Origin of the sequence: Catellatospora sp. NPDC049111, from assembly GCF_040648615.1 — a bacterium.
GTDB lineage: Bacteria > Actinomycetota > Actinomycetes > Mycobacteriales > Micromonosporaceae > Catellatospora > Catellatospora aurea.
Genome location: NZ_JBEZEB010000001.1, coordinates 458,635 through 480,986, shown reverse-complemented (window position 1 = coordinate 480,986; position 22,352 = coordinate 458,635). Strand labels below are relative to the sequence as shown.

General features: G+C 71.8%; 20 protein-coding genes and 1 tRNA gene. 16 read left to right on the top strand and 5 right to left on the bottom strand.

The window, feature by feature from the left end:
• Positions 1-44 precede the first annotated feature (44 nt).
• From AB0B66_RS02140 to AB0B66_RS02105, 8 genes are all read left to right on the top strand, one after another.
• Positions 45-197 (top strand): hypothetical protein, encoded by a 153-nt coding sequence (locus AB0B66_RS02140; RefSeq protein ID WP_360521433.1) that lies wholly within the window; start codon positions 45-47, stop codon positions 195-197.
• Between the two features lie 44 nt (positions 198-241).
• Entirely contained in the window at positions 242-1,444 is a 1,203-nt protein-coding gene (locus AB0B66_RS02135) for a S8 family serine peptidase (protein ID WP_360521430.1), read from the top strand.
• Between the two features lie 217 nt (positions 1,445-1,661).
• On the top strand, positions 1,662-3,182 hold the full coding sequence (locus AB0B66_RS02130) for an FAD/NAD(P)-binding protein (RefSeq protein ID WP_360521427.1): 1,521 nt from the start codon (positions 1,662-1,664) through the stop codon (positions 3,180-3,182).
• 81 nt (positions 3,183-3,263) lie between these two features.
• Positions 3,264-4,577 (top strand): pitrilysin family protein, encoded by a 1,314-nt coding sequence (locus AB0B66_RS02125; RefSeq protein ID WP_360521424.1) that lies wholly within the window; start codon positions 3,264-3,266, stop codon positions 4,575-4,577.
• A gap of 70 nt (positions 4,578-4,647) precedes the next feature.
• Positions 4,648-5,976, top strand: coding sequence for a pitrilysin family protein (locus AB0B66_RS02120; RefSeq protein ID WP_360521421.1), 1,329 nt, complete (start codon positions 4,648-4,650; stop codon positions 5,974-5,976).
• A 25-nt stretch (positions 5,977-6,001) separates the two neighbouring features.
• Positions 6,002-6,907, top strand: coding sequence for an NAD(+) diphosphatase (nudC, locus tag AB0B66_RS02115; protein ID WP_360521418.1), 906 nt, complete (start codon positions 6,002-6,004; stop codon positions 6,905-6,907).
• Between the two features lie 187 nt (positions 6,908-7,094).
• The gene (locus AB0B66_RS02110) at positions 7,095-8,030 is read left to right on the top strand and encodes a helix-turn-helix transcriptional regulator (protein WP_360521415.1); all 936 of its coding nucleotides are present in this window, start codon (positions 7,095-7,097) and stop codon (positions 8,028-8,030) included.
• 177 nt (positions 8,031-8,207) lie between these two features.
• Positions 8,208-8,456: a hypothetical protein gene (locus AB0B66_RS02105; protein WP_203693850.1), complete on the top strand. Its 249-nt coding sequence runs from the start codon at positions 8,208-8,210 to the stop codon at positions 8,454-8,456.
• Between the two features lie 126 nt (positions 8,457-8,582).
• Here AB0B66_RS02105 and AB0B66_RS02100 read toward each other — a convergent pair whose 3' ends face one another.
• Positions 8,583-8,843 (bottom strand): mycoredoxin, encoded by a 261-nt coding sequence (locus AB0B66_RS02100; protein WP_360521411.1) that lies wholly within the window; start codon positions 8,841-8,843, stop codon positions 8,583-8,585.
• Positions 8,844-8,926: 83 nt separating this feature from the next.
• Between AB0B66_RS02100 and AB0B66_RS02095 the strand changes: the two genes are divergently transcribed.
• The 3 genes from AB0B66_RS02095 (at position 8,927) to AB0B66_RS02085 (ending at position 12,083) form a co-directional block, all read left to right on the top strand.
• A complete protein-coding gene (locus AB0B66_RS02095; RefSeq protein ID WP_360521408.1) occupies positions 8,927-11,104 on the top strand; it encodes an ATP-dependent DNA helicase UvrD2 in 2,178 nt (725 codons plus the stop codon).
• A gap of 126 nt (positions 11,105-11,230) precedes the next feature.
• Entirely contained in the window at positions 11,231-11,602 is a 372-nt protein-coding gene (locus AB0B66_RS02090; protein WP_360521405.1) for a hypothetical protein, read from the top strand.
• A gap of 121 nt (positions 11,603-11,723) precedes the next feature.
• Positions 11,724-12,083 (top strand): WhiB family transcriptional regulator, encoded by a 360-nt coding sequence (locus AB0B66_RS02085; RefSeq protein WP_360521402.1) that lies wholly within the window; start codon positions 11,724-11,726, stop codon positions 12,081-12,083.
• A 280-nt stretch (positions 12,084-12,363) separates the two neighbouring features.
• Here AB0B66_RS02085 and AB0B66_RS02080 read toward each other — a convergent pair whose 3' ends face one another.
• From AB0B66_RS02080 to AB0B66_RS02070, 3 genes are all read right to left on the bottom strand, one after another.
• Complete coding sequence (locus AB0B66_RS02080; protein WP_360521399.1) at positions 12,364-13,698, bottom strand: AarF/ABC1/UbiB kinase family protein; 1,335 nt, start codon at positions 13,696-13,698, stop codon at positions 12,364-12,366.
• Between the two features lie 65 nt (positions 13,699-13,763).
• Positions 13,764-14,735 (bottom strand): hypothetical protein, encoded by a 972-nt coding sequence (locus AB0B66_RS02075; RefSeq protein WP_360521396.1) that lies wholly within the window; start codon positions 14,733-14,735, stop codon positions 13,764-13,766.
• A gap of 175 nt (positions 14,736-14,910) precedes the next feature.
• Complete coding sequence (locus tag AB0B66_RS02070; RefSeq protein ID WP_166381884.1) at positions 14,911-15,066, bottom strand: DUF5679 domain-containing protein; 156 nt, start codon at positions 15,064-15,066, stop codon at positions 14,911-14,913.
• A 362-nt stretch (positions 15,067-15,428) separates the two neighbouring features.
• Here AB0B66_RS02070 and AB0B66_RS02065 point away from each other — a divergent pair, with 362 nt between their 5' ends.
• On the top strand, positions 15,429-15,956 hold the full coding sequence (locus AB0B66_RS02065; RefSeq protein WP_360521393.1) for a M48 family metallopeptidase: 528 nt from the start codon (positions 15,429-15,431) through the stop codon (positions 15,954-15,956).
• 190 nt (positions 15,957-16,146) lie between these two features.
• Here the strand turns inward: AB0B66_RS02065 and AB0B66_RS02060 are convergent, their stop codons facing one another.
• Positions 16,147-17,418, bottom strand: a complete 1,272-nt coding sequence (locus AB0B66_RS02060) for a zinc-dependent metalloprotease (protein ID WP_360521390.1) — start codon at positions 17,416-17,418, stop codon at positions 16,147-16,149.
• Between the two features lie 108 nt (positions 17,419-17,526).
• On the opposite strand from AB0B66_RS02060, the gene AB0B66_RS02055 reads away from it, so the two are divergent.
• The 4 genes from AB0B66_RS02055 to AB0B66_RS02040 all read left to right on the top strand — a co-directional run bounded on the left by AB0B66_RS02055 (position 17,527) and on the right by AB0B66_RS02040 (position 22,351).
• Positions 17,527-18,600, top strand: a complete 1,074-nt coding sequence (locus tag AB0B66_RS02055) for a PDZ domain-containing protein (protein ID WP_360521387.1) — start codon at positions 17,527-17,529, stop codon at positions 18,598-18,600.
• A gap of 183 nt (positions 18,601-18,783) precedes the next feature.
• A complete protein-coding gene (locus tag AB0B66_RS02050; RefSeq protein ID WP_360521384.1) occupies positions 18,784-21,675 on the top strand; it encodes a UPF0182 family protein in 2,892 nt (963 codons plus the stop codon).
• Between the two features lie 100 nt (positions 21,676-21,775).
• Positions 21,776-21,849 (top strand) — tRNA-Met (locus AB0B66_RS02045).
• A 106-nt stretch (positions 21,850-21,955) separates the two neighbouring features.
• Positions 21,956-22,351, top strand: a complete 396-nt coding sequence (locus AB0B66_RS02040; protein ID WP_360521765.1) for a helix-turn-helix transcriptional regulator — start codon at positions 21,956-21,958, stop codon at positions 22,349-22,351.
• The last annotated feature ends 1 nt before the right edge of the window (position 22,352 follow it).

Genomic DNA, 22,352 nt, shown 5'->3' with positions numbered 1-22,352 from the left:
GGGCATTGTGTGTGCGGACACACGCATCCCGAGGGAGGCGCGCCGTGGAGTCATCGGTCCGGGAACTGCTCCTGGTGATGCTCCTTGCGCTGATCGGTGTCGGGGTGGCCGGTGCCGTGGTGCTCGCGCCGTGGCACGCGGCGCAGGCCGGTATCGTCGTGGAGGTGCATCCGCCGGCCCCGCCCATGGCCGGCTGACGATGACCGTGCTGAACGCCTCGATACCCGCCGGAGTACGTGCGATGTCTGGTCCGAAGTCCCTGATCACGGCTGCTGTCTCGGCCGCCGTGCTGCTGCTGGGCGTGCCCGCGGCCGCGGCCGAGCCGGACGTGGTGCGTGGCATGCAGTGGCAGCTCGCGAACCTCGACCTGCCCGCGGTCCACCAGCGGGCCACCGGCGCCGGAGTGCTGGTCGCGGTCCTGGACTCCGGTGTGGACAGAACGCACCCCGACCTGAGCGGCCAGGTGCTCGGCGGCCCCGACCCGGTCTCGAACACCGATGTGGATGGTCGGGGCACTGGACTCGCCGGACTCATCGCAGGTCACGGCCATGTTCCTGGGGTGTCGGCGGGTGCGCCGCGGCCGACGTCGTCCGGCTCGCCCGCGCCGAGCGCGAGTGCGGCCCCGGCCGACCCGCGTACGGCGGGCGTGCTCGGAGTGGCCCCCGGTGCGCAGATCCTGCCGATCGCGTTCGCGCCCTCGCCCGGCGCGACCGGTGATCCGGACGCGCTGGCCACCGCGATCGACCGGGCCGTGTTCGGCGGCGCGAAGATCATCTGTATCGGGCGGGGCGTCGTGCCCGGCAGCAGGCTGCAGGCCTCGGTCGAGGCGGCCGTGGCACGGGGCGTGCTGATCGTCGCGGCCGACGCGGACCGGGCGGGCCGCCCGTTCACGCCGTGGCCGGCCTCGTATCCCGGGGTGCTCAACGCGATCCCGGCGGACCGTTCGGGGCAGGTGCCCGTCGCGCCGCTGAGCGGGCGCACCACCGGCATCACGGTGCCCGGCGTCGACCTCATCACGACCGGGGTGGGCGGCGGCTACCGGATGGACGGCGGATCGAGCGCGGCGGCGGTGCTGGCGGGCGCGGCTGCGGTGGTGTGGTCGGCATACCCGCAGGCCACCGTCGCGCAGGTGCTGCAGCGGCTGCGTACGACCGCGACCGACGCCGGCGCTCCCGGCGCGGACAGCCGGTTCGGGGCGGGCATGCTCAACCTGAGCGCGGCGCTGGCGGCGAACGTGCCACAGGAGGCCGCGCCGAGCGTGCGGCCCAGCCCGGTGCCGTCGAGCCAGGCCGCCTCGCCCAGCCCGTCGCCGGTGCCGGTGGCTCTCGCCGACAGCCGCGACTGGCGGCGCTGGCTGGTGGCCCTGCCGCTGCTGGTCTTCCTGGCGGGCCTCACCGTGTGGGCGGTCCGCTCGGCACGGGTGCGGCGGCAGCCGGCCGCCTGATCCGTCCAGGGTTCGGGACCGCGACCGGAGCGGGTGCGCGACGGGTTAACAGATCATTGCCGAAGACGGCTGCTCGCGTCCCGCGGTCGGCCGCCACTGGCGCGTGTACGCTGTATATCCTATCGTGCCGGTAGGTTATATGGGCTTTGTGATGGCCTCCGCGCGTGCTGCGGGCGGTCGGCGCTAACTTGATCAGCGACACGGAGGAGGTACGGCCATGGGCATCGCGGTGGTGGTCGGCGGCGGTTGCAGTGGCGTGCTCGCCACCCGTGAACTGCTGCGAGCCGGCTGGCACGTGGTGCTGGTCGATCCCGGCGCGCGGCCCGGCCGAGGGCTGGCCTACAGCACCGCCGCGCCATGGCACCTGCTGAACTCGCCCGTCGCCGCGATGAGCGCCGATCCCGACCGGCCCGACGACTTCCTGCGCTGGTGCCGCCGACGCGACCCGCGCACCGCTCCCACCGATTTCGTGCCGCGCAGCTGGTACGGCGACTACCTGACCGAGGTGCTGCGGACCGCCGACGAGACCGCGCAGGGCAGGCTCACCGTGCAGCGCGGCCGGGTAGCCCGCATCTTCGAGCCGTCCGGCAGCGGGGGCCCGCTCACCGTGCTGCTCGCCGACGACGTGGTGATCCCCGCCGACCGCGTGGTGCTGGCCCTCGGCCACCCCGCCCCGTCGGCCCTGGCCCGGCTCGACGCCGCCGCGGCCCGCTCGGGGGCGTACGTGGCCGACCCGTGGCGGCCCGGCGCGCTGGACGACCTGCCCGAGGGCCCGATCTTGCTCATCGGCACCGGGCTGACCGCCGTCGACGTGGCGCTGACCCTGTCGAACGCGGGCCGGCACGACCTCACCGCGGTGTCGCGGCACGGGTTGCTGCCGCAGCCCCACCGGCGGCCCGCCGCCCCCGGCCCGGACACCGTCCCGACCCGGGCCACGCAGCTCGCCGCGGACACCGCGGGAGCCGTCCTGCCGGCCCCGGCCGGCGCTGCCGTCGCGGTGGCCACGCCTGCGGCAGCCGCGGTGTCCGCGCCGGTGTCGCCCGCGCGGGCGGCGGCACAGGTCCAGGCCGCGCTACCCGAGCTGCTGGCCGCCGGGTCGGCCGCCAAGCTGCTGCGCTCGCTGCGGCGGCTGGCCGCCGAGACCGGGGACTGGCGGGCCGTGTTCGACGCGCTGCGGCCGCACTGGGACGCGCTGTGGCAGAGCCTGCCCGAGCCAGGCCAGCACCGCTTCCTGCGGCACCTGGCGCGCTACTGGGAGGTGCACCGACACCGGATGGCCCCGGGGGTCGCGGACGGCATCGGCGCGCTGCGCGTCAGCGGCGCGCTGCGCATCCGCGCCGCCGAGCTGTGCGGCATCGAGGCCGCCGACCAGGGGGTACGCGTCGCGCTGCGCGAGCGCCACGGCGGCGCGATCACCGCTCCGACGTTCGCCGCCGTGGTCAACTGCACCGGCCCCGGCCGGATCGTCGAGTCCGACCCGCTGGTCCGCGCGCTGGTCGCCGAGGGCATGGCCCGGCCGGGCCCGTACCGGCTGGGACTGGACACCGACCCGCACGGGGCGCTGCTGCGCCGCGACGGCTCGCCGCACCCGGCCCTGTGGACGCTCGGCCCGACCCGCCGCGGCGTGCTCTGGGAGACCACGGCCGCCCCGGAGATCCGCGCGCAGGCACGGGCGCTTGCCGTCGCCCTGGGTGACGCGGGGGACCGCTCGCCGGTCGCCGAGTGCGTGGAGTCCTGACCCGTCCGCAGCGGCGGCGGTCGTGCATTTCACCGCCGCTGCTGCGGACGCCTCCTCCGCCAGCTTGCTAGGGTCGGCTTTGTGTCCACCGAGACCAGCATCCAGATCCCGCGCACGGCGTACGAGGTCGAGCGGTTCACGCTCCCCAACGGTTTGCGCGTCGTGCTCAGCCCGGACCGCAGCGCACCGGTGATCGGTGTCGCGGTCGTCTACGACGTGGGAATCCGGTCCGAGCCGCAGGGCCGCACCGGCTTCGCCCACCTCTTCGAACACCTGATGTTCCAAGGCTCGGCCAACCTGGAGAAGCTGGCCCACTTCCGGCACGTGCAGGGGGCGGGCGGCACCTTCAACGGCTCCACCCACCTGGACTACACCGACTACTTCGAGACCGTGCCGAGCAACGCGCTGGAGCGCATGCTCTTCCTGGAAGCCGACCGCATGCGCGGGCCCCGGCTCACCGAGGAGAACCTCAAGAACCAGATCGACGTGGTCAAGGAGGAGATCCGGGTCAACGTGCTGAACCGCCCGTACGGCGGCTTCCCGTGGCTCAAGCTCCCACCGGTCATGTTCGACACGTTCCCGAACGCGCACGACGGCTACGGCTCCTTCAGCGACCTGGAGGCGGCCACCGTCCCCGACGCGGCGGAGTTCTTCGACAAGTACTACGCCTGCGGCAACGCGACGCTCAGCGTCTCCGGCGACTTCGCGTCCGGGCACGCCCGGATGCTGATCGAGCGCCACTTCAGCGATGTGCCGGCCCGCCCGGCACCGTCGCGGGCCGACTTCACCGAGCCCGACCTGACCGCCGAGCGGCGCGAGTCGTACGTGGACAAGCTCGCCCCGCTGCCCGCGGTTGCCTCGGCGTGGCGGGTCCCGGACCCGATCACCGACTTCGCCGGCTACCTGCCGTACGTGGTGCTGGCCGAGGTGCTCACCGACGGCGACGCGTCCCGGCTGGTGGAGCGCCTGGTGCTGAAGGACCGCAGCGTCACCAGCGTCGGCGGCTACCTGGGCTTCATGGGCGAGCCGTTCGAGGTGCGCGACCCCACGGCGCTGCTGCTGCAGTCGCACCTGCCGCCCGGCGGCAGCGTGGACAAGGTGCTGGTCACCATCGACGAGGAGCTGGACCGGCTGGCCACCGACGGGCTGACCCCGGGCGAGCTGGCCCGCACCCAGGCCCGGATGGCCACCCACCTGCTGCGTGAGACCGACGCGGTGCTCGGCCGCGCGCTGCGCATGGCCGTGCTGGAGCTGCAGCGGGGCAACCCGGGGCTGCTCAACGACCTGCCGCACCAGATCGCGGAGGTGACCGAGGAGCAGGTCCGGTCGGCCGCCGCCACCCTGCGCCCGCACCGCCGGGCTTCGATCGAGGTCGTGCCCGGAGGAAACCAGTGAGCGAGCGCAGCGAGCGAACCGACGGGCTCCGCGGAGCTCATGCCGTCGACGAGCGTAGCGAGGAGCAGGCATGAGCGTCATCGCCCTTCCCGAGCTTGATGAGAACCGGCCGCTGGCGCTGCCGCTGGAGGCGGAGCAGACGCTGCCCAACGGGCTGACCGTGCTGGCCATCCGCCGGCCGAGCGTGCCGCTGGCCGAGGTGCGGCTGCGCGTGCCGTTCGCCAAGGCCGAGCTGGCCGAGGCGGCGGTGCTGGCGCAGACGCTGTTCTCCGGCACCAGCACGCGCAGCACCGTCGAGATCGCCGCCGAGCTGCAGACCGTCGGTGGCGGCCTCGGTGCCGGGATCGACCCGGACCGGCTGCAGATCAGCGGCAACTCGCTGGTGTCCGGGCTGGACCGGCTGCTGGAGCTGTTGGCCGAGGTGCTCGACGACGCCGTGTATCCGGAGGGCGAGGTCACCACAGAGGTGGAGCGGCTGGCCGACCGGATCCAGGTCGCCCAGAGCCAGCCCGCCCACCTGGCCCGCGTCGCGCTGCTCAAGCGCATCTACCCGGGGCATCCGTACGCGGTGCAGACGCCATCGGTCGAACAGGTGCGCGCGGTCAGCCCGGAGGCGCTGCGCGCGCTGCACGCCCGGCGGCTGCACCCGGCCGGGGCGACCCTGGTCATCGTCGGCGACATCGACCCGGAGCAGGCGGTGCAGACCGCGGCCAAGCGCCTCGGCGGCTGGAACGGTGGCGGCGAAACGGCCGACCTGCCGCCCATCCCGCTGCTGGTGCCCGGCCCGCTGCTGCTGGTGGACCGGCCCGGCGCGGTGCAGTCGTCGCTGCGCCTCGCGCTGCCGGCGGTGGGGCGCACCCACCCCGACCACGCCGCTCTCCAGCTCGCGAACATGGTCTTCGGCGGCTACTTCTCCTCCCGCTGGGTCGAGAACATCCGCGAGGACAAGGGCTACACGTACGGCCCGCACTCGGTGATCGAGCACTCGGTGGCCGGTTCCACGCTGACCGTCTCCGCCGAAGTGGCCACCGAGGTCACCGCCCCGGCCCTGGTCGAGACGCTGTACGAGCTGGGCCGCATCGCGGCGCTGCCGGTGCGCGAGGAGGAGCTGGAGCAGGCGCGGCAGTACGCCCTGGGCACGCTGCAGCTGGGCATGTCGACGCAGTCTGGCCTGGCCGGTCTGGCCAGCACCTACGCCGGTTTCGGGCTGCGGCTGAGCTTCCTGGCCGAGCACTCGGCCCGGCTGGCCGCGGCCACCCTGGAGGACGTGCATCGCGTCGCGGCGACGTACCTCGCGCCGGCCGTGGCGGCTCCGGTGATCCTCGGCGACGCCGAGAAGATCCAGGCCGCGGTGGCGGCGATCGTGCCGATCCAGGTCGAGTCGAGGCCCGCGGCGTGACGGTGAGCGGAGCGAGTTGCCGGTAATGAACGAAACACCTTCCGCGGCCCGGTCGGATCTCGACCGGGCCGCGTTCCGGCGCGCCGACCCGCAGTGGCTGGCCGACGCCTGGGCCCGCGGCCAGGTGGTCGTGATCGGAGACGACGGCCGCGCGCTGATCCGCGACGACCGGTTGGTGCTGGTGGGCTCGGCGCAGGTCGGCACCGGCGGTCCGGCCGCCGAGCCGCTGTTCCTGGGCGTCGACGCGGGCGGCACGGCCTACTTCGCGGTGAACAGCGAGCTGCCCGAGGTGCCCGGCGCCGAGCCGAAGCACCTATGGGAGGTCGGCGCGGACCTGCCGCCCCGCGACACGGCGCTGCTGACCCAGGCGCTGGCGCTGGTGCGCTGGCACCGCGACCACCTGTACGCCCCGCGCAGCGGCAAGCCGACCACGGTGGAGCAGGGCGGCTGGGTGCGCCGGGACGCCGACGGCGACCTGCACTTCCCGCGTACCGACCCGGCTGTGATCATGGCGGTGCACGACGGGGTGGCCGGGCCCCAGGGACGCATCCTGCTCGGCGCGAACGTGGTGTGGGCCGGGGCGGCCAAGCGCCGCTACTCGGTGCTCGCCGGTTTCGTCGAGGCGGGGGAGACCGCCGAGGACGCGGTCGCCCGCGAGGTGTACGAGGAGGCGGGGGTGCGGGTCTCAGACATCCGCTACCACGGCAGCCAGGCGTTCCCGTACCCCCGCTCGCTGATGCTGGGTTTCATCGCGGTCGCCGACCCGGCGGCCGCGCCGCTGCGCACCGACCCGGACGAGCTGATCGACGCGCAGTGGTTCACGCGCGAGCAGGTCGCCCGCGTCCTGGACGGCTCCGACGACTCCTTCACTCTCCCGAACCGATCCTCCATCGCCCACCAGCTCGTCCTCACCTGGCTCCGCGGCAACTGACCCACCCCGCACCGGGTTGATCATGAACCTATGGGCGTGTTCGGCGGCGTGTCGCTGCCCTGGCACCGTGATGACCTTGCTCGGCACCGGGCAAGAGTGTGATCAACCGGGCGAAAGGTGTGTCGGAGCCGGGGTGGGGGCGGGCGGGCGGCTTAGCCTGAGGGCTGGTTCGCCGACGGAGGTCCCCTTGCCGCGAGGATCCAGCCCGATCGTCCGCCGCCAGCGCCTCGGCGTGGAGCTGCGCCGCCTGCGTGAGACCGCCGGTCTCACCGGTGAGCAGGTCGTCGACCAGGTGGGCTGGGCGGCCAAGTCGAAACTGTCGCGTTTGGAGAACGGGCGCAGCCGTCCGGATCTCGCCGATGTGCTGGACCTGCTCGACCTGTACGAGGTGCGTGGGCGGGACCGGGACCAGCTGGTGGCCATCGCGCGCGACGCCGGCAACACCCGGGGCTGGCTGCGGGCGTACCCGGTGATGACCCAGCGGCAGCGCGGTTATGCCGAGCTGGAGGCGGGCAGCGCCCGGATCAGGGAGTACGGCCTGTCGATCGTCCCCGGCCTGCTGCAGACGCCGGAGTACGCGCGGGCCCGCATCCTGTCCTCGCGGCCGCTGTCCGGGCAGGAGTCACCCGCGGGCGCAGTGCCCGCGCAGCGCCCGAATCCGGTGGTGGGGCCGGCGGCGGAGCTGCCCGCGCCGCAGGAGCCGGACACCGAGGTGGCGGCGCGGCTGGCCCGCCAGACGATTCTGACCAGGACCTCGGACGCACCGCGCTACGAGGCGATCCTGGACGAGCAGGCGCTGCTCGGCAGGGGTGCGCCGGACGAGGTGCGGGACGGGCAGCTGGCCCACCTGGCGACCCTTGCGCAGTTACCCAACGTGACGATCAGAGTACTGCCGTGCGCGGCCGTGATCGGCCAGCACTTCTTACCATATACGGGATTTTCTATCTATCACTTTCCCGACCCGGATGATCCGGAGACGGTGGCTGTCGAGACGCTCGCCCGTGAGCTGGTGCTCACCGACCGCAACAGCGTCGAGCGATATGCACGTGTCTTCGGCTGGCTCGGCGAAGCCGCGCTGGACCCGCTACGGTCGCGGGCGTGGATAAACGCCCGGATCAGCTGATCTCCTCGGCAGAAAACTACGCTCCGTCACCCGTTCGGGCGGTGCTGCCCGACGATCGTCGCGTCTTGCTTGATTCCAGCTGGGGAAATGCACAAGCATGACATCAGCCGAATGTGGAAGTTCCACCCATGGACTCCACAGTCGACCTCCGCCCGGCAGGCAGTGACGGAGCAGCGCATGCGGTACCTGATCGTTCGCACCGAGGTACGACCCTTCGCGCCCGAGGACGTGAACGCGTCGTTCCTCGATGAGCAGCCGCTGCGCGACGAGACAGCCAGTCCTGAGCAGCGCCGCCAGGTGGCGGAGGCGGACAGCCTTGACGCCGCGCTCCAGCTCGCCCGCGCCCTCGCCTCGGTCGGCGCCGTCCGATCCGGCCGCCAGCGCGTCAAAGTTGTCCGCCTAGACGCCCCCCGCTGGCCCAGCTGACCCTCCCGCCGCGCCCCGGGGACCGGTGCCGCCCCGACGCGGCGCACGCGAAGATCGCCGTTTGAGGGCGGAAGGCGAGGTCTGGCCTCGCTTCGTGTCCCGAAACGGCGATCTTGAAAAGAAACCTCAGGCCGGGTCGGCGGCGGTTTCGGCGATCGCGGCCAGGTGGGCCTTGACCTGGATGACGCTGGGGTTGGTCAGGGCGCTGCCGTCGGCGAAGCGCAGGGTCGGCACGGTCTGGTTGCCGCCGTTCACGCTCATCACGAAGTCCGCCGCGTTCGGGTCCTGCTCGATGTCGATCACCGTGTAGGCGATGCCCTCACGGTCGAGCTGGCTGCGCAGGCGGTGGCAGTAACCACACCACGTGGTCGAGTACATGGTCAGCATGGCGATCCTCGGGTCGGGGGAGCGGGGGCTCCCGGGGACTCTAGCGGTGGCAACATCAACGACACCTGGGATGATTCCCTGTTGTGACCCGAGACGCTGCCCCCGACACGGCCCGAAAGGTACTTGCCGGCCTGGACGAGGAGCAGGCGGCCGCGGTCACGGCGCCGCCCGGTCCGGTGTGCATCCTGGCGGGCGCGGGCACCGGCAAGACCAGGGCGATCACCCACCGGATCGCGCATCGCGTGATCACCGGGCAGGTCCAGCCGAAGCACGTGCTCGCCGTCACTTTCACCGCACGGGCCGCGGCGCAACTGCGCGAGCGGCTGGCCGGGCTCGACGCGCACGGCGTGCAGGCCCGTACGTTCCACGCCGCCGCCCTGCGCCAGCTGCGCTTCTTCGCGCCCCGGCTGCTGCGCGGCCGGGAGATGCCGGAGCTGGTCGAGAGCAAGGCGCGGCTGATCGTGCTCGCCGCGGCACGGGCCGGGGTGCGGGCCGACCGCACCGGCGCGCGCGACCTCGCGGCCGAGATCGAGTGGTCGAAGTCGTCGCTGGTGGAACCCGGCGAGTACGTGGTCGCCGCCGCCAAGGCCGGCCGGGAGACCCCGCTGGAAGCGGCCCAGGTGGCGTCCGTCTACACGGCGTACGAGCACGTCAAGCGCCAGCAGGGCGTGATCGATTTCGAGGACCTGCTACGCGCCATGTGCTGGGGCATCGAGGAGCACTCCGACGTCGCCGAGCAGGTCCGCGCGCAGTACCGGCACTTCGTCGTCGACGAGTACCAGGACGTGAACCCGCTGCAGCAGCGGCTGCTGGAGGCGTGGCTGGGCGGGCGCAGGGACCTGACCGTGGTCGGCGACGCGGCGCAGACCATCTACTCGTTCACCGGCGCGACCTCGTCGTACCTGGTGGACTTCGCCCGTACGCACCGCGACGCGACCGTGGTCCGGCTGGTCCGCGACTACCGGTCCACCCCGCAGGTGGTGGGCCTGGCCAACGCCGTCATCCGGCAGGCCAAGGGCAGCGAGGCCCGGCTGCGGCTGGACCTGGTCGGCCAGCGCCCGGCCGGGCCCGAGCCGGACGCGCGGGTCTTTCCCGACGAGCACGCCGAGGCCGTCGCGGTGGCCCGCCGCTGCGCCGACCTGATCGCGGCGGGCACCCCCGCGTCGGAGATCGCGGTGCTGTTCCGCGCCAACGCCCAATCGGAGACGTACGAGGAGGCGCTGGCCGACGCCGGGGTGCCGTACGTGCTGCGGGGTGGGGAGCGCTTCTTCGAGCGGGCCGAGATCCGCCAGGCGATGGTGGCGCTGCGCTCGGCCTCCCGCGCCGACGGCGGCGACGACCTGGTCGGCACGGTCAGCGCGGTGCTGGTCGGCCTCGGCTGGCAGCCCGAGCGGCCGCCGTCCGGCGGAGCCGCGCGGGAGCGCTGGGAGGCGCTGGCCGCGCTGGTGCGCCTGGCCGCCGAGTTCCGTCCCGCGCCCGGCGCCGACGAGGGGCTCGCCGGGTTCACCGCCGAGTTGGGCAGGCGCGCCCAGGCCCAGCACGCCCCGACCGTCGCCGGGGTGACCCTGGCCAGCCTGCACTCCGCCAAGGGCCTGGAGTGGGACGCGGTGTTCCTGGTCGGGCTCGTCGAGGGCACCATGCCCACCGCGTACGCGCGCAGCGCCGAGGCGCTGGAGGAGGAGCGCCGGCTGCTGTACGTCGGCGTCACCCGGGCGCGGCGGGTGCTGTGGCTCAGCTACGGCGAGGCCCGCTTGTCCGGGGGCCGGGCCCGTCGTCCGTGCCGGTTCCTGCAGGGCGTGCCGGGGCTCTCGCCGTTCGGTGGGCAGGCCGCCGCACCGCGGGCCGAGCGGCCCGGACCGGGCGCACCCCGGGTGCCGCGCAAGACCGTCATCGTGAGCTGCCGGGTGTGCGGGGCGACGCTGCTCGCCGGGCCGGAGCGCAAACTGGGCCGGTGTGCGGGCTGCCCCTCCTCGCTGGACGAGGAGCTGTTCGAGCGGCTGGGCGACTGGCGGGCCCGGGTTGCCGCCGCGGCGAAGATCCCGGCGTACGTCGTCTTCACCGACGCCACCCTCACCGCGCTGGCCGAGCGTCAGCCATCCGACAGAGCGGGGCTCGTGGAGATCGCCGGCATCGGCCCGCGCAAGTTGGAGCTCTACGGCGAGGCAGTTCTCGCGCTGTTGAAGGGCGCTTCGGTGGCGGATTTGCTGCCTGAACAACCGACTTCAGAAGATCTTCAAAAAGATTTGGCAACAGAGCCGTAAAACCGTTTGCGCCTTCCCGCCCGGGAGGCATAGCCTTCGGTCACACCTCCAAGAGCGCGCATCAGTGCTGCTCCTGGATGGTGGATCACGTTCTGTACCGACGAGGCAAGTAAGGAGGCGAGTCCCATGGAGATCACGTTCAAGACCACGAACGCGGCCGTTCCGGCGGCGCTCGCCGCTGCCTGTGCTCAGTCGGTCAAGGTCGCGCCGTTCGCCCTGGAACTCGCACCCGCCGGCCACGCCACGCGTGGCGTCAAGGGCGCATTGGGCGCACTGGGCGGCTCGACCGCCACCGGTCTGCCGGTGGAGCAGCTGCCGGTCCTGCGACAGCTGGCCTGGAACCCGAACCCGATCAAGGTGGCCCCCGCGGGAGCCACCAAGCCGAAGAGCATCACCAGCACCATCAGCACCACCCTGGCCTACCGGAACCAGGAGTCCTCGGGCATGAAGCTCGATGGATTCAGCGGGCTCCCACCTCGAGGTAAACCAAAGGTCTAAACCAGACCACCGGCTCACCTCGAGGCCGCGGAACCCGTACACCGGGATCCGCGGCCTTAGTTATTTCCACCCCCATGGAAAGCGATCCACGAGATCGAGATGAAAGGAAGGTGACCGGAAGATGAGTCTGGCGTTGGCCCCAGTTCTCGACTTCAGCGTCGAGCTGGGTGCGGAGCTGCCCTGCCGGAAGTTCGACCCGGACCTGTGGTTCTCCGACGCTCCTGCGGAGCTTGAGCTGGCGAAGTCGCTTTGCGGCGAGTGCCCGCTCAAGGCCGAGTGCCTCTCCGGGGCGCTGGAGCGCGAGGAGCCCTGGGGCGTCTGGGGCGGCGAGATCTTCGAGCGTGGTGCGGTCGTGGCGCGCAAGCGTCCGCGTGGCCGTCCCCGCAAGGACGACCTCGCTCGCGAGGCGGCCCTGGTGGCCGAGACCGAGGCGCGTGTCGCCGCGGTCACCGCTCGCGAGTCCGTCCGTCTCGCAGCCTGAGCAACTCCGCAACACCCAATCCAGCCGCCTGCCGGCTAAGTCACTACCAGCGCAACGGAGAGAAGCAATGAGAAACGGAATCAGCGACATCTATATGATCCACGAAATCATGAGTCGGGCCCGAATGCTTGAGCCTCAGAACATCCCCTCTGAGGCTTCCCGTTCCGCCCGTCAGATCACCATCGCCGCGCGCCGGCGTGCACGTGAGCTGTCGCAGCGATAAGTGAATCAAAGACGGATGCCCGCCGGCCGCACCGGCGGGCATCCGCATTTCCGCAGCTCAGTTGGTCGGTTCGGCGAAGCCGGGGAGCCAGCGCTCCAGGATGGCGCGGTACGGCGCCTTGGCCTCGAGCTGGCACAGCACGCCGATGGAGCCCAGCGTCACCCGGTGGATCATCAGGTACGACGGCGGCAGGTTCAGCTGCCGCCCCAGCTGGTACGCGGGGCTGCGCGGGCTGGCCAGCCGGGCCGCCTCCTCGCGCAGCCAGGCCCGGGTGAAGCGGAACTCCTCGGCGGCCAGCGGCTCCAGCATCGGCCGCACGTAGTCCAGCACCGCCTGCGCGTCGATGTCGGCGTTGGCGCGCACGAAACCCTCGCCCTGCAGCCCCTTGAGCACCTCGTCGGCGCGCCCGGCCAGGGCGAGCCGGGTGATCCGGCCCACCGGCTCGGGCAGGCCCTGGGGCAGGCGCGCGACCGCGCCGAAGTCGATGACGGCGAGCCGGTCGTCGGGCAGCAGCCGGTAGTTGCCCGGGTGCGGGTCGGCGTGCAGCAGCCCGGCCCGCTCGGGGGCGGAGAAGTGCAGCGTGGCCATGAGCGCCCCGGCCCGGTCGCGCTGGGCCACCGTGCCGCCGCCGATGATCTTCGACAGCGGGATGCCCTCGACCCACTCGGTGACCAGCACCCGCGGCGCGGCGGCCAGCACCTGCGGCACCAGGATCTGCTCGTCCCCCGCGTACGCCGCCGCGAAGGCGCGCTGGCTGGCCGCCTCCAGCTCGTAGTCCAGCTCCTCTACCACCCGCGCGCGCAACTCGGTGACCAGCGGCTTGACGTCCAGACCAGGCTGGATCACCTTGAACAGCCCGGCCAGCCGGGAGAGCTGGGCCAGGTCCGCGATCAGCGCGTCGCCCGCGCCCGGGTACTGGATCTTCACCGCGACCGGGATGCCGGTGCGCTTGCGCGGCACCTTCCACTCGGCCCGGTGGACCTGGCCGATGCTGGCCGCGGCGGCGGGCGTGTCGTCGAACTCACGGAACAGCGCACGCCAGTCGCTGCCCAGTTGCTCCGCCAGCACCTTGTGCACCGTGGCAGCGGGCAGCGGCGGGGCCGCCTCCTGGAGCTTGGTCAGCGCGTCGCGGTAGGGCTCCGCCAGGGCGTCCGGCAGCGCCGCCTCGAACACGCTCAGCGCCTGGCCGAGCTTCATCGCGCCGCCCTTGAGCTGACCCAGCACGCTGAACAGCTGCTCGGCCGTCCGCTCCTGGATCTCCGCGGAGATCACGTCGGAGGCGAGGCCGGTCACCCGCTTGCCGAAGCCGAGCACGGTCCGCCCGGCGAAGCCCAGGGGAAGAGAAGCCAGCTTGGCGGTCCGGGAGACGGCACGGCGCGGGATGTCGGTCACCGTGCCATTGTTGCCGACCACGCGGATTTCGGCCCGTTCCCGCCGGTGAAGACCCTGTGGAGATGTCAGCCGCGCCGCCGCCGGGTGCAGTCGCAGGACGGGTGGGGCGACCAGGAGCGCCGCCGCCAGGGCAGCACGCCGTTGATCTCGACCGTGCTGCCGATCGTGGTCGGCGCCGCCCCGTCGAGGTAGGCCAGCACCTCGGCGGCGGCGAAACCGGCGGCGGTGAGCCGGGTCGCCGCCGGGCACGGGTCGCTCCCGGCCGGGGCCTGGGCGAGCTGGGCCGCCAGCCGGGGCCAGGACGGGTCGCGGTCGGTGCGGTGCAGGTCGAGGCAGCGCAGGCAGGGCCCGCCCGAGGCGGGCACGAGCGGTCCGACCACGGCCACCCCGTCGCGTACGGTCAGCGCCAGGTGCGGCACCCTGCGGCGGGTTCCGCGGGTGGAGACCGCGTGCCCCACCTGCACGCGGAACGTGGCGTCAGTCGCGCGCAGGGTGGCCGCGTGCGGCCCTGGCGGGCTGTTCACGGTGGCTGCCGCGCCGGGGGAGGCCACCGTGCCCACCTTGCCCACTCCGGCGTCCAGCAGGGCTGTGGCGACCAGGCGTGCGGTGGGGCCTGCCCCCGCGATGATCACGCGGGCCTGGCCCCGCCGCTGGAGCACCCGGGCCGGGGTCCCGGCGGTCTCGGTCCGGCGTAGGGCGAGCGCGGCCGCCTCGTCGGCCAGCCGGGCCCGGTGGTCGGCGGGCAGCGCCGCCGGCATCAGTGCGTGTGCCGGCAGGACCAGCCCGTGTGCGGCCAGCGCGGCCAGCACCTCGTGGACGTCGTCGGCCCGCATGCCGAGCCGTGCCATCTCGGCCAGCACGGCCCGCTCGGTGCGGGAGCCGTCGAGCAGGTCGAGCAGCCGGGCCGCGGACCGGTGCGGCAGCTCCAGCACGACGGCGTGCTCGGGATCCGTGCCGAGCTGGACGGTGTGCCGGTCGCGCCACATCGGGCGCAGCCCCGGCAGCAGGGCCGGGCGGGACATCGGGGAGGGGCTCACAGCCGTGAGGGTGCCAGCGCCCGGTGGGGTACGCCCCCGGTTATCCACAGCCCGTCCCCGGTGATCAAGAGGTTTTCCACAGCACTGACCTGGGTTATCCACAGATCTTGGGGAAGATTGTCGGGAAAGCGACAGGAGCCCGCAGTGTCTGCGGGCTCCTGTCTCGCGTTGTCCCTCAGGCCTTGCCGAGAATGCGGTTCACGGTCGTCCCGCAGACGGGGCAGGGCCCCTTGGCCATCCGCATGCCAGTCTTGGAGATCTCCACCTTGCCGGTGAAATCACGCTTTTCCTTGCACTTCACGCAGTAGCCGTTGTACTTCTCTTCGGCCACGATTCCTCCTCATGATCCACGGTGACTCGTCCCGGCGGCTTGCGCTGTGACGGTGGAAGTCTGCCTGCCCGAATCGATCTGAGTAGTCAGGTTACGCGGGACACGCCGGAGTCATCACGCTTGTAGAAAATGAGGCATTTTCTTAAAGACGCCTGTGCATTGAGTAATGTCCCTTATGCGTACCAGTGGCGCGGGTCACGGCCGGAAGAATTTTCTTGGCGAAGGCCACCTATCCCGGCAAATCTGGCGATGATCACAAGATTGACTCTTGCGCCCCCCTGGCACCGGGCCGCTAGCGTCCCTTCCGTGAGTAACACCCCCCTGGTTACCCCCGGGTGCCCCCTGGTCTGCGCCGGTCGTTAATGGCCGCCGCACGCAAGCCCGTGGTAGAGGTCCGGCGCAGTGAGCGCCGGCGGCGGACGGTGTCCGCCTACCGCGAGGGGGAGCGGGTCGTGGTGCTCATTCCCAGTCAGTTCTCCCGGGCCGAGGAGAGCGAGTGGGTGAGCAAGATGCTCGCCCGGCTCGCCGCGCGCGATCAGCGCAGCCAGCGCAGCGACGCCGATCTCGAAGTCCGCGCCCGCCAGCTCGCCTGCCGCTATCTGCCCGAGTTCGGGGCCGTCGCGGTGCCCGCGACCGTGCGCTGGGTCGGCAATCAGAACGGCCGCTGGGGCTCCTGCACCCCCGCCGACCGCACCATCCGGCTGTCCGAGCGGGTGCGTGAGATGCCGGGCTGGGTCGGCGACTACGTGCTCCTCCACGAGCTGGTGCACCTGATCGTGCCGAGCCACAACGCCCGGTTCTGGGCCCTGGTCGGCCGCTACCCGCGCACCGAACGCGCCCGGGGTTACCTCGAGGGCATCGCCGCCGCCGAACACGCCCGCGCCGAATAGCCATCCCGCTCGACGCCGTCGTTCCGTCACCGCCGCCCGTCGACGTTGCCCCGTCAACGTGCCCCGTCAACGTCGCTTGCGGCGGCGGCCGGCCCCGCTATCGACGTTGGCCTATCACATCGAAAATCCGTGCCCCGGATTCGATGTGATAGGCCAACGTCGATGAAAAAGCGGTGCGAGCGGGCGGAGGTCAGTCCTGCTTGGGGCCGTTGTCGGGGTTGCCCTCGTCGTGGCTGGGGAGGTCGTCGAGGCCGCTGAGGTCGAGGACCGCGGTGTCGGCGGCGGCCGCGTAGCCGGCCGGGTCGGCGAAGTCCTCGTCGTCGGGCAGCAGGTCGGGGTGCTCCCACAGGGCGTCGCGGCCGGACACCCCGCGGTGCTCGGTGAGCGCCGCCCACAGCGCCGCCGCCTCGCGCAGCCGGCGGGGCCGCAGCTCCAGGCCGACGAGCGCGGCGAACGTCTGCTCCGCGGGTCCACCGGCCGCGCGGCGGCGGCGGAACGTCTCGGAGAGGCGTACGACGTTGGGCAGGCGGTTGCCCGCGGCCTGCTCGACCACGTGCGTCACCCAGCCTTCGACCAGGGCGAGCACGGTCTCCAGGCGGCGCAGGGCGGCCTGCTGCTGGGGGCTGTCGTCGGGAGTGAAGATGCCTTCGAGCTGCAGCTCGGCCATCGACTCCGGGTCGGCGGGGTTGACCCGGCCGAGCGCCTCCTCGATGGCCTCCCGGTCTACCCGGATGCCGTTGGCGTACGCCTCCACAGCGCTGAGCACGTGCCCGCGCAGCCACGGCACGTGGCCGAAGAGCCGCTGGTGGGCGGTCTCCCGCAGGGCCACGAACAGGCGCAGCTCGCCGGAGTCGATGTCGAGGCCGTCGCCGTACGCCCGGATGTTGGCCGGCACGAGGGCGGCGGTGCCGCTGGGGCCGAGCGGCAGGCCGATGTCACCGGCCGAGAGCACCTCGACGGCGAGCTTGGCCAGTGCGGTGCCGAACTGGCCGCCGAACAGCGCGCCACCCAGGCTGCTGATCATCGCGGCCATCGGGCCGAGCTGGGCGCGGGCCTCCGGCGGGACCAGGTCGCCCATGGCGTTGACCATGCGTTCGGCGACCGGGTCGGCCAGCTTGCGCCAGACGTCCAGCGTGTTGAAGATCCACTCATTGCGGTTCCACGCCGCGGTGGTGACCACGCCGCTGGGTAGCGCGGTGGCGGGGTCGAGCCACAGGTCGGCCAGGCGCAGCGCCTCGTCGACCGCGGCGCGGTCGGCGGCGGTCACGGCCGGGTCGCCCTCGCTGTTGAGCGAGGTGGTGGCGACCTGCCGGGCGAGGTCCCAGTTGACGGGGCCGCCGCCGCTGGAACTCATCGCCATCAGCTGCTGCAGCCCGGCGAGGAACTGCTGCATCTGCTGCGGGTCGTTGGGGTCTGGTGGTTGGCCGCCAGGAAGGGCGAACCCGAACGGGGTGTCAGGCACGCTCTCCACCGTACGCGAAGTTGAGCCGAAGTGACTCATACCCTCCCCGTGATCGGGGACAAGTCAGGGTCCGGCGCGCGCGAGGGACGCCCGGATAGGCTGGCCGCCATGAGACGTCGCGGGTTGACTGTGGTGCTGGGCGCGGTCCTGGCCGTGCTGCTGCTGTTCGCCATCGGGCAGGTGCGGGTGCCGTACGTGGTGGAGAGCGCCGGCCCGACCGTGGACACGCTGACCGCCGTCGACGACAAGGGCGAGCTGTGTACACCGGGCGCTGCCGGCGCCGGGGAGGGCTGCCACGAGGTCATCTCGATCACCGGCGGTCCCGCGGTCTCGAAGTCCGACGGGCAGCTGCGGTTGGTCACCGTCAACGTGCAGTCGTCGACCGACCTGGTCTCGGTGATCCGGGGGTGGTGGTCCGACGAGGAGGCGGTCGTGCCGTACGAGCTGCTCTACCCGCCGGAGGCCACCCGCGAGGAGATCGACCAGCAGGGCCAGGAGGACTTCAAGAACTCGCAGTCCAGCGCGGAGACCGCGGCGCTGCGCGAGCTGGGCTACCCGGTGCGCATCTCGGTGGAGAAGGTCGTCGCGGGCGGCGCGTCGGACGGCAGGCTGAAGCCGGGCGACGTGATCGACACGGTCGACGGCGCCGCGGTGACCTCCAACGGCAAGTTGCTGGAGCTGATCCAGGCCAAGCCCGCAGGCTCCACCCTCAAGCTCGGCGTCACCCGCGACAAGGCCCCGACCACGGTCGAGGTGACCACCAAACCCGCCTCGGCCGAGGACAACACGCCGCGGGTCGGCATCGAGGTCAAGACCGACCAGCCGCACCCGTTCACGCTGAACATCAAGCTCGACGACATCGCCGGCCCGAGCGCCGGGCTGATGTTCGCGCTCGGCATCATCGACAAGCTCACGCCGGAGGACCTCACCGGCGGCAAGGTCATCGCGGGCACGGGCACCATAGACGACGAGGGCAACGTCGGGCCGATCGGCGGCATCCCGCAGAAGCTGTACGGGGCGAAGGCGGCCGGCGCCAAGATCTTCCTGACCCCGGCCGCGAACTGCGAAGAGGCCAAGGCGAACGCGCTGCCCGGCCTGCCGCTGGCCAAGGTGGCCACCCTGGACGACGCACTGGCCGCCCTGGCGACGGTGCGCTCCGGTGGCACACCGCCCACCTGCTGATCAGCCGCAGTCGACGCTTTCCTGTCAATAAGCTGAGAAACGCGGGTCCGCTTCGGCGTGGCCCGCGTGAAACAGCACGTCAGACGACTCACCACGGTTCCGTAAGGCCTGCCATCAGTGCCGCGCTCTTGCACGGCAACGTAGGCTTCCACCGTGGTGACCCGATCAAGTCAACTGCCGCACATGAGCCGTCGCGGACGAGCCTGGCTCATCGTGCTGACCGGCCTTCTTGTCTTCTTCGCCGTCCTGGGCTGGGTGGTCGAGGCCTGGACCGAATGGCTCTGGTTCGACGAACTGGGCGCGACCCAGGTCTTCACCGGCCAGCTCGGCACGCGGATAGGCCTGTTCGCGGTGTTCGGCCTGATCATCTGGGCCTTCCTCTTCGGCAACCTGTACCTGGCGTACAAGCTGCGCCCGTTCCTGCCGCCGACCGGGGTCGAGCAGCAGGCGCTGGAGCGCTACCGGTATCTGCTCGGTCCGCACCTGATGCGCTGGTTCGCGCTGGCCGCGGGTGCGGTCGCGTTCTTCGCCGGGCTGGCCGCGCAGGGGCACTGGCAGCAGTGGCTGCTGTTCGAGAACGCCCAGCCGTTCCACCAGACGGACCCGCAGTTCAACATCGACATCGGGTTCTACGTGTTCAAGCTGCCGTTCTGGCAGTACCTGCTGAACACCGGCTTCACCGTGACGGTGCTGGCGCTGATCGGCGCGCTCGGCGTGCACTACCTCTACGGCGGGGTGCGGCTGTCCGGCGCGGGCGACCGGATGACCACCGGCGCGCGGGCCCACCTGACCGGCCTGGTCGCGCTGTTCGTCAGCCTCAAGGCGATCGCGTACGTGCTGGACCGCCGGGCGCTGCTGCTGGACACCATCTCCGGCACCGACCTGACCGGCGCGGGTTACACCGACATCCAGGCGCTGCTGCCGGCCAAGGAGATGCTCACCTACATCTCGGTGATCGTCGTCATCGCCATCCTGATCTTCTCGAACGCGGTCATGCGCAACCTGGTGTGGCCGGGCGTCGCGCTGGGCCTGCTGGCCATCTCCGCGGTCGCCATCGGCGGCATCTACCCGTGGGGCGTGCAGACGTTCCAGGTGGACCCGAGCCGCAACGTCAAGGAAGCGCCGTACATCGACCGGACGATCCAGGCCACGCGCGCCGCGTACGGCCTCGACACCGCGACGACCACGCCGTACGCCTCGGACACGGTCGTGCCGCCGGCCGCGCTGGCGCAGGACAAGACGATCGTGCCGAGCATCCGCCTGCTGGACCCGGCGGTGGTCGCCGAGACCTACACGCAGCTGTCGCAGGTGCGCAGCTTCTACCAGTTCGGCGACAAGCTCGACATCGACCGCTACACCATCGACGGCAAGACCGCCGACTACGTGGTCGGCGTGCGCGAGATCGAGTACAGCAAACTGACCCAGGCGCAGAGCAACTGGATCAACAAGCACACGGTCTACACCCACGGCTACGGCCTGGTCGCCGCGCCCGCCAACACCACGGTCTGCGCCGGCCAGCCCTACTTCGTCTCCGGCTTCTTCACCGGCCAGGCGCAGGGCGCCGACCAGGGCTGCTCGTCGTCGACCGACAAGCTGCCGGTCGAGCAGCCGCGCATCTACTACGGCGAGCGCATGGGTGAGTACGCCATCGTCGGCAAGCCCGACGGCGGCACCAGCGCCGAGTACGACCGGCCCACCGGCGAGGCCACCGACGCCCGCTACACCTACACCGGCACGGGCGGCGTCGACCTCGGTTCCACCTGGCGGCGGCTGCTCTACTCGATCAAGTACGCGGAGTCGAACTTCCTGCTGGCCGATGCGGTCAACGACAACTCCAAGATCCTCTACGAGCGCGACCCGCGCACCCGGGTGCAGAAGGTCGCCCCGTTCCTGACCCTGGACGGCGACCCGTACCCGGCCGCGGTCGGCGGGCGCATCGTGTGGATCGTCGACGGCTACACGACCAGCGCGAACTACCCCTACGCGCAGCGCATCGACCTGCAGGACGCGACCAGTGACTCGCTGACCGGCGACGGCACGTTCCGGCTCGCCCGGCAGGACATCAACTACATCCGCAACTCGGTGAAGGCGACCGTCGACGCGTACGACGGCACCGTCACGCTGTACGAGTTCGACGACAAGGACCCGATCCTCAAGGCGTGGAACAGCGCCTTCGGCGGCAAGCTGATCACGGAGAAGGCGAAGATCCCGGCGGAGCTGGCCGAGCACTTCCGCTACCCGGCGGACATGTTCAAGGTGCAGCGTGACCTGCTCACCCGGTTCCACGTCAACAACGCCAACGACTTCTTCAACGCGCCCGACTTCTGGGCCGTGCCCAACGACCCGGCCAACGCGGGTTCGGCCAAGCAGCCGCCGTACTACCTGCTGACCCAGCTGCCGGGGCAGACCGGGCCGCGCTTCCAGCTCACCGCCGCGGTGACCCCGCGGGAACGGCAGAACCTCGCGGCGCTGATCTCCGGGTCGTACGTCGACGGCAAGCCGACCCTGCAGGTGCTGGAGCTGAGCAAGGACGGCCGGATCCCCGGACCGGGCCAGGCGCAGCAGCTGATGGAGAACTTCGAGTCGGCGCGCAGCGACCTCAACATCTGGGGTGCCAACGTCGTCAAGGGCAACCTGCTGTCCCTGCCGTACGGCGGCGGCATGCTCTACGTCGAGCCGATCTACCTGCGCTCCAGCGGGGAGAAGGCGTACCCGCTGATGAAGAAGGTGCTGGTCAGCTATGGCGACAAGGTGGCCTTCGCGGACACCCTCACCGACGGCATCAAACAGCTGGTCGGCACCGGCACTGGCGCACCACCGGTGACCACACCCGGCAACCAGCCGCCGCCGACGACGGGTTCGCCGACCCTGGCAGCCGCCGCCGAGAAGGTCAACAAGGCCATCGACGACGTCCGGGCCGCCCAGCAGTCCGGCAACTTCGAGGCGTACGGCAAGGCGCTGGCCGCGCTGGAGGCGGCAATGAAGGAGTTCGAGCAGGCGAGCGGCACGACGCCGCCCCCGGCTACCTCGCCCTCCCCGGCCGCGCCATCCCCGTCGCCGGCCACCACCGGCTGACGACGGCAGGCTGAGACGACACGGGGTGGGCGCTGAGACGGCGCTCACCCCGTGTCGATTTGCGGGCGATGCGATCAACCGGCTATGGTTTAGAAACCGACGCGGGGTGGAGCAGCTCGGTAGCTCGCTGGGCTCATAACCCAGAGGTCGCAGGTTCAAATCCTGTCCCCGCTACGAACGAAGGACCCGGTTCCGATGGAGCCGGGTCCTTCTGCATGTGGGTAAGGTGACCAGAGTGACGAGGGACGACCTGGTCCGGCTGCGGCAGGCCCGTGACCGGATGGACCGCGAATACGCGCAGCCGCTGGACGTGGCCGCGTTGGCGCGGACTGCGCTGATGTCGCCGGGGCACTTCTCGCGAAGCTTCCGGGCCGCCTTCGGCGAGACGCCTTACAGCTACCTGATGAGCCGCCGGATCGAACGCGCCCAGGCCCTGCTGCGCCGGGGCGACCTGAGCGTCACCGAGGTCTGCCTGGCCGTCGGGTTCACCTCGCTGGGCTCGTTCAGCAGCCGGTTCACCGAGGTCGTCGGCGAGAGCCCGAGCGCCTACCGGGCCGGCGACCACTCCTGGAGCGCCGCCCTGCCGGGGTGCGTGGCCAAGGTGTTCATGCGGCAGGTCAGGAACGGCGAATCCGCCCGGCCGACCCGGGCCCCGGCGCGACCGGCCGGGGCCTGAG

Bases quoted from the DNA above. Each gene is read 5' to 3' on its own strand.
- AB0B66_RS02090 (WP_360521405.1), top strand. From the start codon at position 11,231: ATGGAGATCACGTTCAAGACCACGAACGCGGCCGTTCCGGCGGCGCTC.
- AB0B66_RS02105 (WP_203693850.1), top strand. From the start codon at position 8,208: ATGCGGTACCTGATCGTTCGCACCGAGGTACGACCCTTCGCGCCCGAG.
- AB0B66_RS02050 (WP_360521384.1), top strand. From the start codon at position 18,784: ATGAGCCGTCGCGGACGAGCCTGGCTCATCGTGCTGACCGGCCTTCTT.
- AB0B66_RS02085 (WP_360521402.1), top strand. From the start codon at position 11,724: ATGAGTCTGGCGTTGGCCCCAGTTCTCGACTTCAGCGTCGAGCTGGGT.
- AB0B66_RS02065 (WP_360521393.1), top strand. From the start codon at position 15,429: ATGGCCGCCGCACGCAAGCCCGTGGTAGAGGTCCGGCGCAGTGAGCGC.
- AB0B66_RS02055 (WP_360521387.1), top strand. From the start codon at position 17,527: ATGAGACGTCGCGGGTTGACTGTGGTGCTGGGCGCGGTCCTGGCCGTG.
- nudC (WP_360521418.1), top strand. From the start codon at position 6,002: ATGAACGAAACACCTTCCGCGGCCCGGTCGGATCTCGACCGGGCCGCG.
- AB0B66_RS02135 (WP_360521430.1), top strand. From the start codon at position 242: ATGTCTGGTCCGAAGTCCCTGATCACGGCTGCTGTCTCGGCCGCCGTG.
- AB0B66_RS02130 (WP_360521427.1), top strand. From the start codon at position 1,662: ATGGGCATCGCGGTGGTGGTCGGCGGCGGTTGCAGTGGCGTGCTCGCC.
- AB0B66_RS02120 (WP_360521421.1), top strand. From the start codon at position 4,648: ATGAGCGTCATCGCCCTTCCCGAGCTTGATGAGAACCGGCCGCTGGCG.
- AB0B66_RS02040 (WP_360521765.1), top strand. From the start codon at position 21,956: ATGGACCGCGAATACGCGCAGCCGCTGGACGTGGCCGCGTTGGCGCGG.
- AB0B66_RS02100 (WP_360521411.1), bottom strand. From the start codon at position 8,843: ATGCTGACCATGTACTCGACCACGTGGTGTGGTTACTGCCACCGCCTG.